This window comes from Vibrio sp. MMG023 (assembly GCF_021654215.1).
Taxonomy (GTDB): domain Bacteria; phylum Pseudomonadota; class Gammaproteobacteria; order Enterobacterales; family Vibrionaceae; genus Vibrio; species Vibrio jasicida.
The window spans coordinates 1-15,725 of the sequence record NZ_JAKFZP010000007.1 but is presented as its reverse complement, the minus strand read 5'-3'; the positions used below and the strand labels follow the sequence as shown (position 1 = coordinate 15,725).

Genomic DNA, 15,725 nt, shown 5'->3' with positions numbered 1-15,725 from the left:
ATTACTCTAGCGGCAACTGGAATGTACTCTTGATTTCCTTAACGGAGACGTTGGATTGAATAGCACTGATGCCTTTCACGCGGCGAATGGCACTGATGTGGTCAAAGTATTCATCTAAGTCTCTCGCCACCACTTGCACCATGTAATCTGCGCTGCCAGCAATGCAGTGACACATTAAGATCCAATCGGTTTCTGCGACAAAGTCTTCAAAAGGTGTGGTGTTTTCTACCTCGTGACTGCCTAGTGTCACCAGCGTAAAACCAGAGACTTGAAAGCCGAGTTTTTTGCGATTCAACTTGGCGGCGTAACCCTCAATGTAGCCTTCCTCTTCCATTTTTTTCCAGCGTCGCCAGCAGGGCGTCTCACTCATATTAACCGTCTCCGCGAGCTTGGAATTACTCATGCGGCCATCTTTCTGAATATGGTTAAGAATAGCGAAATCGGTACTATCCAATTCAAAGTTGGTGGATTCTTTCTTTTTCATGGTTATTTTAGAAATAGTCTGCTCAAATTGACTTTTATCGTAGCGCAGATAGCAATTTTCTTTCTACCCAAATCGTTAGACTGTTTCACATATTCGTTGATTACTTTTTGGGAGAGAGTGCATGAGTGCTCAATTGTTGGCGGCATTTTTGTTGTTTGCCGTATCTATTTCTTTAACGCCGGGAGCGGGTAACGTCGCGCTGTTAGGTATTTCGAGCCGATATGGGTTTTCTGCGACCGTGCCGTTTGTATTGGGCAATGCAGTCGGGGTGATCATCATGTTGGTTGGTGCAAGTGTGGGGCTTGTCAGTTTGTTTACCCTTTACCCAGATTTGTACATGGCGTTAAAGTGGATTGGCGCGGCGTACCTGCTGTATCTCGCATGGTCGATTGCCACGATGGAACTCGACAATGATTCGAATGCAAAAAAGTCCGGCTTTTTATCTGGCGTTTGGGTGCAAATTCTTAATCCGAAAAGTTGGGTTGCGTCACTGACGGTGTTCTCTCAATTTATCTCGCCAAACAATGATTACCTGACCCAGGTGGTGATCATTATCAGCGTGATGGTGGGAACTGGTGTGCTGGGGATGTTTGCTTGGGCGTACTTTGGCACCGTATTGAACCGCTTTATTCAGTCACCACAAAAGGTAGTGTGGGTAAACCGATGCATGGGCAGCAGCCTCGCTTTAGTGGTGGTGTTTATGCTGAGTCAGCCCGTTTAAGCTCTTATCCAATTTGACGTGCGCGCTGAGAAAACGTTATATACCCGTTTCCCTATGGCGCGCCATATTCCCTGTAACAATCCTGTGGTATCCAATGAGCTTAACCAAGACCAACTCGCATAAGACAAACACTCGCGTTAATCAACTGAGCTTTGGTTCGCCAAGTGAATCGTTGGTGTTGGAGCATGTTGATCTAGAGCCACTCGCTTTGGGTAAAGTTCGTGTGCAAATCGAAGCCACAAACATTAATCCAAGTGACCGATTGTCGATTCAGGGAGTAGGGCAGTATCGTCGTACCCATGTACCGCCGCGAGTCCCAGGGTTTGAAGCGGTTGGACGTGTGGTTGAGATAAACGATCCGCGTCAAATCGAATTTCACATCGGGCAAAAGGTGCTGGTGGCACAAAGCGGGACTTGGCAAAGCTATGTCGATGCGCCTGCGGAGAATGTCTTTGCAGTGCCGGAAGAGCTTGAGAATGGCTACGCGTGCCAGTTGTATATCAATGCCCTGACGGCTTGGGTGATCACCACTCACGTTGCCAAGTTAGGCCAAGAGGATGTGGTGATCATTAACGCGGGCAATTCTGCGATTGGTAAGATCTTCGCTCAGTTGTCTCACTCACTTGGATTTACTTTAATTGCGATAAGCTCCGCGCCAGAGCGTTATCCATACGATTCCATTGCAGTGTTAGATTGCAAGCAAGATCTGCAATCTCAAATTGATGCCCGAGAGTTACCTCAACCCAATGTTGCATTCGATGCCATCGGCGGCAAGTTGGGCACAAAACTCATCCAAGTTGTGCGTAATTCGGGAACATACATCAATTACGGAACGCTTTCTCTCACCCCTTATGAGCCTGCTTTCTTCGCTTGTATGAAGCAGAACAATATCGACTTCAATACGTTCTTTTTGCGCTATTGGGAAGAGTCGGTTGGTAAGACCGTTCGCAAACAAGTCTTTGCCGAGATGCTAGAACACTTTGTGGAACACCAGATACAACTCGATGTGGATCGCTACCTTCCGTTAGAACAGTTCCAGCGCGCCTTCGAGCTGATAGAAGATGAGTCGGTCACGCTGCAAGGCAAAATCATTCTGACCATGCAGTGACGATATTCACGCAGAGGTTGCTGGGTAAATTGAAAAACAAAAAAAGGATGGCATTCACCATCCCTTTTTGCGTTCTCGTTAGGATTCATCGAGGTGTTTTTAACTCGTGATAATCTCATCCATCAAGCGGTCTACCTGAACGACTACTTGTTCGCTGGCGTCTTCCATGGCGTTAATGGCGGTCACCATGCCAGCCATGTTGCCTGATTTGGCTTGGCTCATCGCTTCACGTCCGCTGTCATGCACGCCTTTATGTGGTTCTTCAAGTAACGCATAGCTTCTTAGGTGGCTATACGCTTTACCGTCACCTCGATAGTACCATTGGCCTAGCCTGCATTCTGAATGGCTATTAACGGTTTCTCCAAACGAGCCTTTTTGCAGTAAGCGATAGATGTTGTTCTTCCAAATTGCGTGGTCGAGCTTGACGGTATCCAAGAAAGCGCGTGTGGAAGCAATATGGATCACTTGCTGCATGTGCTCTGATTTCACGACGACTTCGTTCACGATAGAGCCAATCTGTGCTGAAGATGCTGAAACTTCTTCTGCACACGTTTGGTTTTCATCAATCGAGCTTTTAATTGCATTTACTTGCGTGAGTACTTGATTTACAAGCGAGTCAATCTGTTCACTGGCTTCACTCGCTTTGCCCGCAAGGTTTCTTACCTCGTCGGCTACCACCGCAAATCCGCGTCCTGCTTCACCGGCTCGTGCGGCCTCAATAGCGGCATTTAGAGCAAGCAAGTTGGTTTGGTCAGAAATTTCTTGAATAGTAGATACAAGGAGGGAAATAGAAGTGGCGGTTTTATCTAATATTTGAACTGATTCAATGCTTTGAGAAGCTTGAGTACTGATCTTCACTGCTCGGTTGTCCAGACGAGCGAGAGCTTGGTGTGTTTGCTTAAACATCTCATCCAGTTGTTGCAGTTCTTGGTTCTCGTGCGCCATAGATTGCGCACTCTCCACCATCTCAGTTCGAATGGTTTGGAGCATGTCTCCACCTTTCAAACTGCTCGACATCAACTCATCACTATTGTGGTGTTCTTGCTGAGCGGAGCGAACAAGTTGTTGCGTCTCTTGGAGCTGATTTTCCAGAGCAGCAACGTCAGTTTGGTACTTTTGTTTGAGGTCTGCTAACTCTTGCTTTAGCGCCTCATTGTCGGCTTTGATTCGTTTTAATCCAAACATAAGTTTTATAAATGTGACATGATGTTAAAAATTGCATGCTAATCGAGTTGAGTATCGAATACACGATCACATTCATATATTTGCTTAGCCGAATCACACTTTTTCAGTAAGGTTTATTTAAACAACAAAAGCCAAGGTCAAACGATGTTGAGCTTGGCTTCTCTGTTAAAAAACGGCGCGAATTTAAGCCGTTATAATTCCTGCATAAGTTGAATGTAATTCCCACAGGTATCATCGAGTACGGCAATCATTACTGGGCCAGCTTCTCTTGGCTCTATAGAGAAAGCCACGCCGAGTTCAGAGAGTCTCACGTATTCTTTCTGCAGATCATCGACCGCAAAGGAAGTCCAAGGAATCCCCGCTTCTTTTAGGGCGGCTTGATACACTTTTGCTGGACCAAATGCCATCGGTTCTAACAACAACTCCACACCCGATTGCTCTTGTGGAGAGACGACGGTTAGCCATTTATGTTCACCGATTGGGACTTCGGTTTTTTTGATAAAGCCAAGAACATTGGTGTAGAAATCGAGGGCTTTGTCCTGATCGTCCACAGGCACGCTGGTTAGGGAAATTCTGATCACGGGTATTTACCTTTGCTGGGTTTGGATGAGGAAAAGATACTGAAAGTGAGGCTCAAAAACTTATTCTAGATTGCTGATATGCATTTTTTGAAACGCTTTGGGTGAGTAACCTGTGCTCTTTCTAAAGACACTCGAAAACGTGCTTAAGCTCTCATAGCCAACCTGAAAACAAGTATCTGTTATCGAGTGACCTTCCTTGAGTAGCACTTTGGCTTTCTTAATCCGCATATCTCTCAAATAGTTTCGTGGCGTCACGCCATACATCTGTTTGAAAATACGCACATAGTGAAAGCGCGACATAAAGGCGGCTTTGGCTAAGTCGTTTAATTCGATGTTTTCTGAGTGATGCTTTTCCATAAACGCTTTAGATTGCCTGATCAGGAGAAACTGCTTTGGGCTCAATGGCATCTCGCGGTATACGCGGTCAATTTCTTGTTCATAGAAGGTCTTTGGGCGAGGTGACATCGTATTTCCACATTCTGAAAGCATCGTATTGAGTCTAACACTGCTTCGGCAAGATTGAACAAACGAGTGAGTTAAGTGCTCGACCTTGCGCGAAATACCTTTCATACCTCATCCCAACCTTCTTCCTAAATGTGGATTATTTGGTGGTGATGTGCTCGATCTGATTAAAAATAAACCACTCATTAACGTAAAGAATGTAAATGAGATTAATTATCATTAAGCTCATGTATTATGCTGCGCTCCCTCGTTATTGTTTATAAAATATAAGTAGTATTATGAAACTGAAGTCACTTTCCGCAGCCATCACCTTTGCGATTGCCTCTTTTGCTGCTCACGCTTCTGACGAAAACATCGTCGTTGTCGGTTCTGCTCTTGATCAACTTGTTCAAACTGAAATCAACTCAGAGACATTAGAACAAAAACAAGCGTCTGATATTAAAGACATACTGAACACCATGCCGAGTGTAACGGTTGACGGTAACGCACGTTACTCGCGTAAGGTTTACATTCGCGGTATGGAAGACAAATACTCGGTTGTCACCATTGACGGTGCACGCCAAGAAGGTCAGTTATTCCACCACTCTGGCGATCAGACCTTTGACCCAGCCATGCTTAAATCTGCTGAAATCACCCTAGGCGGTAACTCTGTACTGTCGGGAGCGGGCGCAATTAACGGCTCATTCAGCTACGAAACGAAAGATCCCAGTGATCTCCTTGCGGAAGACGAAAGCATCGGTGCTCGCGTTAAAACGGGGTATCAAACGGCTTACGAACGCTTCACGACGAACGTTGCGGTTTACGCGAAACTGAACGATGAGCTCCAACTGATGGGTATTGCGAACTACTCAGATGACGGTGAGTTGTACATTCCGGGTAAAGATGATGTGACTTCTAAGCAAGGTAAGCTGAAGTCTGGCTTGGTGAAAGTGGTGTTCGTACCAAACGACGCGAACGAATTCAAACTGTCTTACGACACGTACCAAGACGGTGGTAAACGTCAGCTATCGGGTGAGAAAGCGGGTGCACTGTACGCACATGATGAGCACAACTACCACTCGATTAACCGAGATACTGTGACGTTTATGCATCGCTACGACAATGGCAGTGACTTGGTGAACCTAAAGACGAATCTATACTACAACCGTCAGTACATGGATCGCGATGCGCTAACTGAAGAGTATGGTGATTGGAACCAAGTCAATGGCGCTTGGGAATTCACCAAAGACGGTGACCTATCAATTCCTTCTCGTGAGTACAACGTGACGACAATTGGTGGTGATATCCGCAACATCTCTTGGGTTGGCGAGCATGAGTTGACTTATGGTTTCGAGGGTTACAAATCAGAGCAGTGGGTTGATTCTGGCCTTGGCCATTACACGTCGGGTTCGAAACTCGGTGAGACGAAGAACTACGACATCGATGGCGGTACAGTAACGGCTTACGGAATCTACGCTCAAGACGCATTCGAAATTAATGACTTCCGTTTTGTGACCGGTCTTCGTTATGACGTACATGAGCTGGGTGGTGTATTTAAAGGTAAATACGACCAGCTGTCACCTAAGTTCCAAGGTGAATACCAAACTACAGATAACCTAAGACTGCGTGTTGGTTACGGTCGTCTATTCAAAGGCGCTTCACTACCTGAAACACTGACGATGAAAGCGGCGGCTGACGTAACTCAGGCAGACACCAAAGCCATGACAGGTAACAACTACGAAGCGGGTTTCGATTACGACATGTCTGGTTTGCTAGTGGCGGATAATGCGATTCTTGGCTTCACTGCATACCAGTACGATCTGGATAACCAAATGCACCCGACCAAGAACAACAGAACCTTGGCTAACCAAAATGATGTAGAAGTTTGGGGTGTAGAAACCGTCTTTACTTACAGCATTGAAGATTTTGACCTGTACGCAAACCACTCATACTCTGATGGTGAGCAAACCAGTCTAGAAAGCGGCAAGACGAGCCACATGAACAAGACGGGTATTCACAATATCAAGGCGGGCTTTAAGTACGACGTAACCAGTGAAGTGGTGTTCGGTTGGGATTCACGCTTCGTTCCGGGTAACGACTACACAGACGAAGATGGCGAGAAAGTTGAACGCCCTGGTTTCGCAACGCATAACCTATGGGCAGTGTACGTACCAGACTTTGCGAAAGACCTGTCAGTTAACCTAGCGGTCGACAACGTGTTCAACAAGCTATACTCAGAGCACACAGGTTTTGGTATCTCTTGGGGTTCAGTGAAATACACCAGCTACGAAGTGGGTCGTAACTTTAAAGCGTCTGTGGCTTACAGCTTCTAATCACGCTTAACTAAATCACTCCAAAAAAACAAAACCCCGATAATTGGTGATCAACAATCGGGGTTCTTTTTATCTCACTTTGCCTATCAAGGCGGAACGAGCATTATTTGGTATGAAAAATCTGCTCAGTCTCTAGCGATGTCATTGCGCGAACTTGGCGCCAGATGTAGTAGAAAATACCAAACATCATCAACATGCTCGGAATCGCAATCATTGGGTAGCTGTACAGCGTTAGTTTACCTAACTCTTCATTGAACGCTGCTGTACCTGCTGGGCTGGTTACAATCCACGTTGCTAAGAAATAGTTCATTGCTGATGAGAATGCGAATGTGCTGGCGAACAGGTAGTTTGAAGACATCAAGCAGCGCTCGAACGCTTGAGTTTTTCCGTTTTGTACCAAACGCTCGTTAATCAGCGGTAGGTTCAAAATCGTGTCATTCAACAGCATCTTCTGCATAAGCGGGTAGCGAGTGAAGGTTGAGCCCAACACAGCAAGACCAATCAAACCTGGGATTAAGGCTTCTTTCAATGCCAACCAGCGCGTGTCTAGTTCTAACAAACCGATACCGCCGGTTAATAGCACGCTGATAAAACCAAGTGCAGAGATGAAGTTAAACTTCTTGTTGCGGATAAGATCCATGCCGCCGTACACCAAAGGGAACATCAAAGCGACAACCAGTGCCAATGCTGTACCTAGGTGCTCTTCACCACTGAACTTCATCAAAATGAATGAAGGAATGATGACGTTAAACAGGATCTCGAATAATGGATTCGACTTTTTCGCCGTGGTGTTACTCATAACTTTACTGACTCTACTATGTCGGCTGAATTTTACTTTGGGGGAAGTGTTCTACTCCTTGCGCCAGATGTAAAGCCTTAAAGACCCGAGTTGTGTAACGACTTATGAAATGAACAGGGAATGAGCTCTAATTGAGCATGGTTTATGGTGTGTGTTGGGTAGGTCGATAGAGCCTACCTAAATCTGATAGGCCCTGTTATTTCTTGTATTTGAGGCTTACTGATGCGCTTCTTTAATAACACTTAACCCTTTATCCATCAGCTCTTGTGTTACTACGTCAGACAGATTGGAATCGGTAATGATGCCGTCTAATTGCTCGATATTTAATGCATGAAAGCTGGCAATTTGGCCGTATTTGGTGGAGTCAGAAACAAGGTAGTTGGTTTGTGCCGCTTTGACGATGGCCTTTTTCACAAGGACTTTGTTTTCGTTTGGCGTAGATAAGCCTTTTAAGCTCCAAGAAGACGTCGAGATAAAGGCAATATCAATGTTCAATCCGTTCAAGAACTCTGCGACTTTTCCACCAACTGTGGATTGGTTCTCACGATCAATTTTGCCCCCTGTATGGTAAAGCTCACATTGACTGTGCGTCATTAGGAAAGCGGCGATAGAAAAGTCATTGGTGATCACTAATAGATCGTCACGATCCGCTATTTGATGGGCGATCTCTAGAGAAGTAGTTCCCGCATCCAAGTAAATCGTAGCGTCTTTGCCAATTAACGTGGCTGCAAGTTTGCCGATTTGAACCTTCTCATCCGCTTGTTGCTCGACTTTAGCGTCATGGGAAAGCTCAGAATGTAAAGCCTGAGCCAGTTGCACTCCACCAGAAACAGAAACGACTTTACCTGAGGATTCCAGTTTCACGATGTCACGGCGAATGGTCATATGTGATACGCCAAGGTGGTCGGTTAAATCTGAAATGCTTAACACTTCTTGGTGTGATAACAAGGACAATATGGTTCTTTGACGTTCTGCTGGGATCATGATTTCACTTCTATATTCTTGTTTTTCAGTATCCTACCAACCTTTTCGCTTTTTGTGAATATCTGTGAATATATGTTCTCAACCTAATAAGCCTTGCCCTCCCTTGTGTTAACTGATCAGGTTATCTCTGCCCATAAAGGGGTAAATATCACAGCGTTGTTAATTTGTGTGAAAAAATGTGATTCAAAGCGAAGTCTTGGGTTTGTGCTTCACATATAATCACACCAACTAAACAAGAATTAACAAAATTCAATTTACCAAGAAGGTGTTGTGGTTATGAGCGAAGTTCAATCTGTCGGTGTTATCGGTTTAGGCTCTATGGGAATGGGCGCGGCGAAGTCATGTGTGCGTGCAGGCCTTGATGTATATGGTTTCGACCTGAATCCTAGTGCTTTAGAAGAGCTGGGTGCATTTGGCGCGAAAGCCGTTTCTACCAATGCAGTCGAGTTTGCCGATCAACTTGATTCTGTGTTGGTTTTGGTTGTGAATGCGGCGCAAGTTAACACCGTATTGTTCAAAACAGGCCTTGCGGCTGCGCTCAAACCCAATACGCCTGTCATGGTATCAGCAACTATCTCGGCAGAAGACGCCAAGCAAATTGAAGCCAAATTGGCTGAGAACGATCTTGTGATGCTTGATGCTCCAGTGTCTGGCGGTGCAGTAAAAGCAGAAGCTGGCGAGATGACGATTATGGCGTCGGGTGCACAAAGCACATTTGATGCGCTGGAGCCTGTATTGAGCGCAACGGCTGCCAAGGTATACAACATTGGTGAAGCTGTAGGCCTTGGTGCGACAGTGAAAATCATTCACCAACTGCTTGCGGGTGTTCACATTGCAGCAGGTGCAGAAGCGATGGCGCTTGCCGCTCGTGCAAACATTCCATTGGATTTGATGTACGACGTGGTGACCAATGCCGCGGGTAATTCTTGGATGTTTGAGAACCGCATGAAGCATGTCGTCGACGGTGACTACTCACCGAAATCAATGGTCGATATCTTCGTTAAAGACCTAAACCTTGTGTCAGATACCGCGAAAGATCTGAAATTCCCTCTACCACTTTCCAGTGCCGCTCTAAACATGTTTGTAAGCGCAAGCAATGCTGGTTTTGGTCAGGAAGACGACAGTGCCGTTATCAAAATCTTTAACGGCATTGAGCTTCCTGGTGTGGAAAGCAAAGACAAATAAGCGCAAGTAAAGTGGAGAAGTAATTATGTTATTAGGTGTTATTGCAGACGACTTTACTGGCGCGACTGATATTGCCGGATTCCTTGTAGAAAATGGCATGCGCACCGTGCAGCTCAACGGCATTCCGAAGCAACAGGTTGATATCAATGCCGACGCGGTTGTGATCAGTCTTAAGTCTCGCTCTTGCCCTGTCGATGAAGCAATCAACGATTCGGTGGCTGCGTTGAAATGGCTGCAAGACAATGGCTGTCAGCAGTTCTATTTCAAATACTGTTCAACCTTCGACAGCACCGCTGAAGGCAATATTGGCCCTGTTACTGACGCGTTGCTTGCCGAGTTAAATGAAGATTTCACCATTGTTTGCCCTGCATTGCCGGTTAATGGCCGCACGGTTTACAACGGCCACCTATTTGTTTTCCAAGATTTGCTCAGTGATTCTGGTATGCGTAACCACCCAGTGACGCCAATGACAGATTCTAGCTTGATTCGCATGATGGATGCGCAGTCACAAGGCTCATCTGGTTTGGTGAATTTCCAAGTGATTGAGCAAGGCTCCCAAGCGGTGTCTGAGCGATTTGAAACCCTTAAACAACAAGGTGTTCGCTATGCCGTTGTTGATGCATTCAATGCCGATCATCTTGTGACCCTCGGTCAGGCAGCGAAATCTCTCAAACTGGTTACCGGTGGTTCTGGCCTTGCTGCGGGGATTGCTAAGAACTGGGCAGAACATCTTGCCGATCAAAGCGATGCTAAGAAAGCAGGCAACCCAACCAAGGCGCCGACGGTGGTGTTTTCTGGCTCATGTTCTGTGATGACCAATCAACAAGTTGCCGTTTACAAACAACAAGCACCTCACTTCGCGATTGATGTGAAAGCCTGCCTTACCGATGAAGCGTACTCAAATCACGTATTTGATTGGGTTATGACCAACATCGACAGTGAATTTGCTCCGCTGGTTTACGCAACCGCAGAGGCAACGGCTCTAAAAGCCATTCAAGAAGAGTTTGGCGCACAAGCCTCTAGTCATGCCGTTGAGCAGTTCTTCAGCAAGTTGGCTATCAAACTGCAGCAACACGGTGTGAAGAACTTCATCGTTGCTGGTGGTGAAACATCTGGCGTTGTTACGCAAAGCCTCGCGGTAACAGGGTTCCATATCGGCCCTCAAATTGCGCCGGGCGTGCCTTGGGTGAAATCCGTCGATGGCGAGCTTTCACTGGCGTTGAAATCCGGCAACTTTGGTGATGAGCATTTCTTTGCCAAAGCTCAGTCGCTTTTTGAATAGCAGGAGTTGTGATGAATAAAGACTTAATGACAGAGCAGCAACTGCGAGATCAAATGGTGACCATGGCTCGTTCTATGTTTGAGCGCGGCTACGCAACGGGCGGTGCTGGTAACTTGTCTGTGAAATTACCTAATGGCCATTTTTTGGCAACGCCGACAGGCTCCTCGTTTGGGCGCTTAGTGGCAGAAGAGTTGTCTGTCGTGGATATCGATGGCAACCATATCTCGGGTAAAAAACCGTCGAAAGAAGTGGCATTTCACCTAGCCATTTACCGCAATAATTCGCAATGCAATGCCATCGTGCATTTGCATTCAACGTACCTAACGGCGTTGTCTTGCCTTGAAGAGTTAGACCGCGCGAATGCCATCAAAGCATTCACACCTTACTTTGTGATGCGCATTGGTGAGCTACCAGTGATCCCTTACCTGCGTCCGGGGGATCCACAAATCGCAGAAGAACTCGCACAACGTGCTGGTGACTATCGTGCCTTCTTACTGGCTAACCATGGCCCGGTCATTACAGGCACAGACTTTGAAGATGCAGTAGACAACGCTGAAGAGCTGGAAGAAACCGCAAAACTGGCGTTCATTCTTAAAGACAGCAACATCCGCTACCTAACGGATGCCGAGGTTCAAGACCTAAAAGGGAGAGGTAAATAATGGCTAAGTTCGCAGCAAACCTAACCATGTTATTCACAGAAGTGCCGTTTTTAGAGCGTTTTGAGAAAGCGCATCAAGCGGGTTTTAAAGCGGTAGAGTACCTTTTCCCATACGCATTCGAGGCGCAAGAACTGGCAAACAAGATGGAACAATTCGGCTTTGAACAAGCACTCTTCAACATGCCTCCGGGTGATTGGGATGCTGGCGAACGTGGCTTCGCCGCGATTCCGGGCCGAGAGGATGAGTTTAAGGCTAGCGTCGATACTGCGCTGATGTACGCCAAAGCACTGAAGTGTAAAAAAGTTCACGCTATGTCTGGCATTGTTGATTCACGTTTCTCTCGTGACCAGCATATTGAAACTTTCATCTCAAACATCCGTTATGCAGCGGATAAGTTTGCCGAGCAAGGTGTTGAGTTGATGATTGAGCCACTCAACAATCGCGACGTGCCGAACTACTTTGTCGCCCATCAACGCGAAGCGGTCGAGCTGATTAAGCAAGTTGATCGTCCAAACGTCAAACTGCAACTCGACCTTTACCACGCTCAAATTATGGATGGCGACTTAAGCACATTAATCCGTGAAGTCGCTCCTTACACCGGCCACATTCAAATCGCCTCAGTGCCTGAAAGACACGAACCGTCAGAAGGTGAGTTGAACTCCCCACACCTGTTCAACGTGTTGGATGACTCAGGTTATCAAGGCTGGATCGGCTGCGAATACAACCCAAGACACAGCACAGAAGAAGGTCTTGGTTGGGTTCACCCTTACCTCTAATAAAAACACTTATAACAATTTCAGTTGCTTGCGTAACAACGTGTACTAGGTGATGAGAGCTCATCGCCTAGCTGTACGTACCCTACAGAGTCAGAAATAAAAGGAACATAAAAATGGATGGAGCATTAATCGGCATTGTCATCGGTATTCTTGCCATGATGGGAATGATCATAAAAACACGTATTCCTGTCGCATTGGCAATGGTTATTGCGAGCATCATCATGGGTCTATTTGCAGGCATGGCGCCAACAGAACTCATTGATGCTATTAAAGCGGGCTTCGGCGGCGTGCTAGGCGGAATCGGTTTGATCATTGCCTTCGGTGTCATCATGGGTGCGTGTTTTGAGCGCTCTGGTGCGGCGGTTCGTATGGCGAAAACCTTCGTTAAGATCTGTGGTAAAGGCCGTGAAGATCTAGCACTGGGGTTCACTGGTGTGCTGGTGGCAATTCCAGTTTTTTGTGACTCTGCGTACATCATTTTGCACTCTCTTGTTCGCGCAATTTCACGAGATACGGGTAAATCTGCCGTTGGTCTTGGTGTGACGCTCGCACTTGGTCTGCTTATCACTCACGCACTTGTGCCGCCAACACCGGGCCCTGTTGCGGTAGCCGGTATTCTTGGTGTCGACCTAGGTGAGTACATGCTGTGGGGGCTAATGGTGTCTGTACCTATGATGCTGCTATCGATGATTTACATCCGCCGTGTGGGTAATGAATACTACCGCGTACCAAATGGTGATGGTTGGATCACTAACCAAGCGGATTGGGCAAACTTAGAAAAAGTAGAAGCAACGGACGACAAAGAGCTGCCAAGTAACTTCCTTTCTTTTGGTCCAATTCTTGTTCCGATTGCACTTATCCTTATCAACACTTTAGTTGGTTCAGGAGACACATTCCTTCATGCAGCGCTGTCGTTGCTTGGTAACCCAGTTGTTGCTGTAGGCCTTGGTGTATTAATGGCGTTGTACGGTCTTACTCGCAATATCGAACGTAAAGACATGGTTGGTTCGATGGACGATGCGCTATCAACAACGGGTCTTATCCTAGTGGTAACGGGCTGTGGTGGCGCAATGGGCGCGGTACTTAAAGCGTCTGGCGCTGGTCCACAAGTGGCAGAAGCTATCGCTAGCAGCGGTATCCCACCACTACTTGTGCCATTGGCTATCGCGTCTATGCTTCGATTGATTCAAGGCTCGGCTACAGCATCGATGATGGTTGCTGCGACAATGACGTTACCTCTAGTCGAAACATTAGGTCTGGATCCTGTATTCGTGGCATTGGCGTGTGCGGTTGGCCCGGTTGGTTTCTCACACCTTAATGACTCTTACTTCCACATCATCAACCGTACCCTAGGTATTACAGAGTTGGCAGACCAAATTAAAATCTGGTCAGTATCGTCAACCGTGGCGTGGGCGATTGGTGCATCGATCATCATGGCGCTAAACCTAGTCTTTGGTAAGGGTGGCACGCTCATCGACCCACTGGTACCAATCTTAGTGCTTGCGGCCGTCATCGTTTGGATGAAGTCAAAAAGCAATAAGGCAGCGAAGCCTGAATTAGCCGCTAGCTAATCACTCGCTCAAGGTAAAATGTTCAAAGCCCCTAGCTGAAAAGTTAGGGGCTTTTGGGTATCTAAGACGCTGCTCTTTCTTGATAAAAGAGAGATAAAAGTTAGAACTTAACTTGTCGAGTTACGCAGTTTTGGATCATCGGTCAGGTATTCTACAAACTCGATTTCAAAACCGGCAGGGTCAACAAAATAGACGTTCTTTCGGTATGGCTCATCCGCGCCGGATTGGGCGATTGAGTAGCCCGCTTTAACCAGTCTTTTCGTCACAGCGTCAACGTTATTGGTCACATAAGCGAAATGCGCCAACCCAACTTGATGAGCATCTAAATCGCGATTGTTGCCTTCGCCGTGGTCACTCAACGCAATGTATTGGTACTCATCGCCAAAGTGCAGCCAGTTTCTGTGCTTACCGCTCCATGTACCTTCCCCTTCATCACGCACATACCAATGCGGAAAGGCCGCTTGGTAAAACTTCAGCATTTCAGGGATGTCTTTTACCACTAAATTCACGTGTTCTAGCTGGATCATGGTGTGCTCCTTTTTGTCATTTTCTAGCCAACGATGAACATGCTAAAACCTCAAGTTAAGTTTAGGTAAAGGGCTTTTTTGGAATTTTTTATATGAGCTCGTTGAAGCTTGACCCAAAGGGAGGTTAGGTGGGGTTGTTGGTTTGAGGCTTAACGTTGGGCTACGTGCTTGCAACCCCCTCCAACTCCCCCTTTTCTCGACATGGTTTGTCATGCATTTGGATGTTGTTATCAAGGGGGAGGGCATTCTTTGTTGCGGTGAGTTCAGGCTTTCCCTCCGTCATTCTGAAGGAGCCTAAGCGAGTATTCAGAATCTATTTTCAGCGCGTTGCAGTGTTGCAGTGTGAATTGAATTATCCGCGCATGCAGAACCAGTTCCTCCCCTTTGATCTCGGTGTGTTGAGATCTTCGGAGTTTGATACAAGGGGAGGTTAGGTGGGGTTGATGGTTTGATGCTGAATGCTAGGTAAGGTGCTTGCAACCCCCTCCAACTCCCCCTTTTCTCGACTTGGTTTGCCAAGCATTTGAATGTTGTTATCAAGGGGGAGAGTGTTCTTTGCTGCTGTGAGAACAGTGCTTTCCCATCGTCATTCTGAAGGAGCCTAAGCGATTATTCGGAATCTGTTTTCAGCGCGTTGTGACGTTGCGTTGTGAATTGAATTACCCGCGAATACAGAACAAGTCCCTCCCTTTGAGATCGATGTGTTGAGATCTTCGGAGTTTGATACAAGGGGAGGTTAGGTGGGGTTGGTGGTTTGAGGTTGAATGTTAGGTTAGGTGCTTGCAACCCCCTCTAACTCCCCCTTTTCTCGACATGGTTTGCCAAGCATTTGAATGCGGTTATCAAGGGGGAGAGTGTCCTTTTCTGCTGTGAGCTCAATGTTTCCCACCGTCATTCTGAAGGAGCCTAAGCGAGTATTCAGAATCTGTTTTCAGCACGTTGTGACGTTGCGTTGTGAATTGAATTATCCGCAAATGCAGAACCAGTTCCTCCCCTTTGATCTCGTTGCTTTGAGAGCTTCGGGGTTTGATACAAGGGGAGGTTAGGTGGGGTTGCTGGTTTGAGGTTGAATTTTGGGTTATGTGCTTA

General features: G+C 46.6%; 15 protein-coding genes. 8 read left to right on the top strand and 7 right to left on the bottom strand.

Annotated features, from left to right (window positions below; genetic code table 11):
- Nucleotide 1: 1 nt before the first annotated feature.
- The gene (locus L1076_RS21105) at nucleotides 2-484 is read right to left on the bottom strand and encodes an Lrp/AsnC family transcriptional regulator (protein WP_237304402.1); all 483 of its coding nucleotides are present in this window, start codon (nucleotides 482-484) and stop codon (nucleotides 2-4) included.
- Nucleotides 485-605: 121 nt separating this feature from the next.
- On the opposite strand from L1076_RS21105, the gene L1076_RS21100 reads away from it, so the two are divergent.
- A complete protein-coding gene (locus tag L1076_RS21100) occupies nucleotides 606-1,205 on the top strand; it encodes a LysE family translocator (protein ID WP_049535287.1) in 600 nt (199 codons plus the stop codon).
- 94 nt (nucleotides 1,206-1,299) lie between these two features.
- Nucleotides 1,300-2,313, top strand: coding sequence for a zinc-dependent alcohol dehydrogenase family protein (locus L1076_RS21095; protein ID WP_237304401.1), 1,014 nt, complete (start codon nucleotides 1,300-1,302; stop codon nucleotides 2,311-2,313).
- Between the two features lie 99 nt (nucleotides 2,314-2,412).
- Here L1076_RS21095 and L1076_RS21090 read toward each other — a convergent pair whose 3' ends face one another.
- The 3 genes from L1076_RS21090 to L1076_RS21080 all read right to left on the bottom strand — a co-directional run bounded on the left by L1076_RS21090 (nucleotide 2,413) and on the right by L1076_RS21080 (nucleotide 4,544).
- Nucleotides 2,413-3,498 (bottom strand): methyl-accepting chemotaxis protein, encoded by a 1,086-nt coding sequence (locus tag L1076_RS21090; RefSeq protein WP_042606333.1) that lies wholly within the window; start codon nucleotides 3,496-3,498, stop codon nucleotides 2,413-2,415.
- Nucleotides 3,499-3,689: 191 nt separating this feature from the next.
- Entirely contained in the window at nucleotides 3,690-4,079 is a 390-nt protein-coding gene (locus L1076_RS21085) for a VOC family protein (protein ID WP_343231855.1), read from the bottom strand.
- A gap of 60 nt (nucleotides 4,080-4,139) precedes the next feature.
- Nucleotides 4,140-4,544 carry a helix-turn-helix transcriptional regulator gene (locus L1076_RS21080; protein WP_343231856.1) on the bottom strand — a complete coding sequence of 135 codons (405 nt, stop codon included), beginning with the start codon at nucleotides 4,542-4,544 and terminating at the stop codon, nucleotides 4,140-4,142.
- Nucleotides 4,545-4,819: 275 nt separating this feature from the next.
- Here L1076_RS21080 and L1076_RS21075 point away from each other — a divergent pair, with 275 nt between their 5' ends.
- Nucleotides 4,820-6,853, top strand: a complete 2,034-nt coding sequence (locus L1076_RS21075; protein ID WP_038871430.1) for a TonB-dependent receptor — start codon at nucleotides 4,820-4,822, stop codon at nucleotides 6,851-6,853.
- A 103-nt stretch (nucleotides 6,854-6,956) separates the two neighbouring features.
- On the opposite strand, the gene L1076_RS21070 is transcribed toward L1076_RS21075, so the two are convergent.
- Complete coding sequence (locus L1076_RS21070; protein WP_038871427.1) at nucleotides 6,957-7,652, bottom strand: VC0807 family protein; 696 nt, start codon at nucleotides 7,650-7,652, stop codon at nucleotides 6,957-6,959.
- A 216-nt stretch (nucleotides 7,653-7,868) separates the two neighbouring features.
- On the bottom strand, nucleotides 7,869-8,636 hold the full coding sequence (locus L1076_RS21065; RefSeq protein ID WP_038879823.1) for a DeoR/GlpR family DNA-binding transcription regulator: 768 nt from the start codon (nucleotides 8,634-8,636) through the stop codon (nucleotides 7,869-7,871).
- Nucleotides 8,637-8,912: 276 nt separating this feature from the next.
- Here L1076_RS21065 and ltnD point away from each other — a divergent pair, with 276 nt between their 5' ends.
- The 5 genes from ltnD (at nucleotide 8,913) to L1076_RS21040 (ending at nucleotide 14,109) form a co-directional block, all read left to right on the top strand.
- Nucleotides 8,913-9,821, top strand: coding sequence for an L-threonate dehydrogenase (ltnD, locus tag L1076_RS21060; protein ID WP_237304399.1), 909 nt, complete (start codon nucleotides 8,913-8,915; stop codon nucleotides 9,819-9,821).
- A gap of 25 nt (nucleotides 9,822-9,846) precedes the next feature.
- A complete protein-coding gene (gene otnK, locus L1076_RS21055) occupies nucleotides 9,847-11,103 on the top strand; it encodes a 3-oxo-tetronate kinase (protein ID WP_237304398.1) in 1,257 nt (418 codons plus the stop codon).
- Between the two features lie 11 nt (nucleotides 11,104-11,114).
- On the top strand, nucleotides 11,115-11,762 hold the full coding sequence (locus L1076_RS21050; protein ID WP_029388722.1) for an aldolase: 648 nt from the start codon (nucleotides 11,115-11,117) through the stop codon (nucleotides 11,760-11,762).
- Nucleotides 11,762-12,538, top strand: a complete 777-nt coding sequence (otnI, locus tag L1076_RS21045; protein ID WP_237304397.1) for a 2-oxo-tetronate isomerase — start codon at nucleotides 11,762-11,764, stop codon at nucleotides 12,536-12,538. The genes L1076_RS21050 and otnI overlap by 1 nt, the downstream gene beginning before the upstream one ends.
- Before the next feature lie 113 nt (nucleotides 12,539-12,651).
- Nucleotides 12,652-14,109, top strand: a complete 1,458-nt coding sequence (locus tag L1076_RS21040) for a TRAP transporter large permease subunit (protein WP_038879817.1) — start codon at nucleotides 12,652-12,654, stop codon at nucleotides 14,107-14,109.
- A 107-nt stretch (nucleotides 14,110-14,216) separates the two neighbouring features.
- On the opposite strand, the gene L1076_RS21035 is transcribed toward L1076_RS21040, so the two are convergent.
- Nucleotides 14,217-14,636, bottom strand: coding sequence for a VOC family protein (locus L1076_RS21035; RefSeq protein ID WP_039973970.1), 420 nt, complete (start codon nucleotides 14,634-14,636; stop codon nucleotides 14,217-14,219).
- Nucleotides 14,637-15,725 lie beyond the last annotated feature (1,089 nt).